1 protein-coding gene is annotated in these 241 nt (G+C 53.9%); it reads left to right on the top strand.

Features of this window, described 5'->3' with window-relative positions; genetic code table 11:
• Positions 1-241: hypothetical protein (locus ACZ3HH_RS31060; protein WP_465810560.1), on the top strand; the 241-nt coding region annotated here is incomplete at both ends.

Consider the following 241-nt stretch of genomic DNA (forward strand, 5'->3'; position numbering starts at 1 on the left):
TTCTCCTGCTTCTTTGGCGCAGCAGCAGTCATGGAACGAAGAATTTCTTTCAGATCTTCAGCGGTCTTTGCTTTTGGTTCTAGACGACGCGATTCGTTTCGTTGTTCTTGTCGCGATCCTTCAGATCGCGCGCCTCCTTCGCGTCGTGGCGCACCATCTGAACGGCGCACGGTTGCACGACTTCCCGATGCACGCTTTGGTTCCTCTAGTTCCTGTTCCGTGCCAGACTGCAAATCTTCCC

It is taken from the genome of Pseudomonas sp. PME37.24/025 (genome assembly GCF_055556615.1).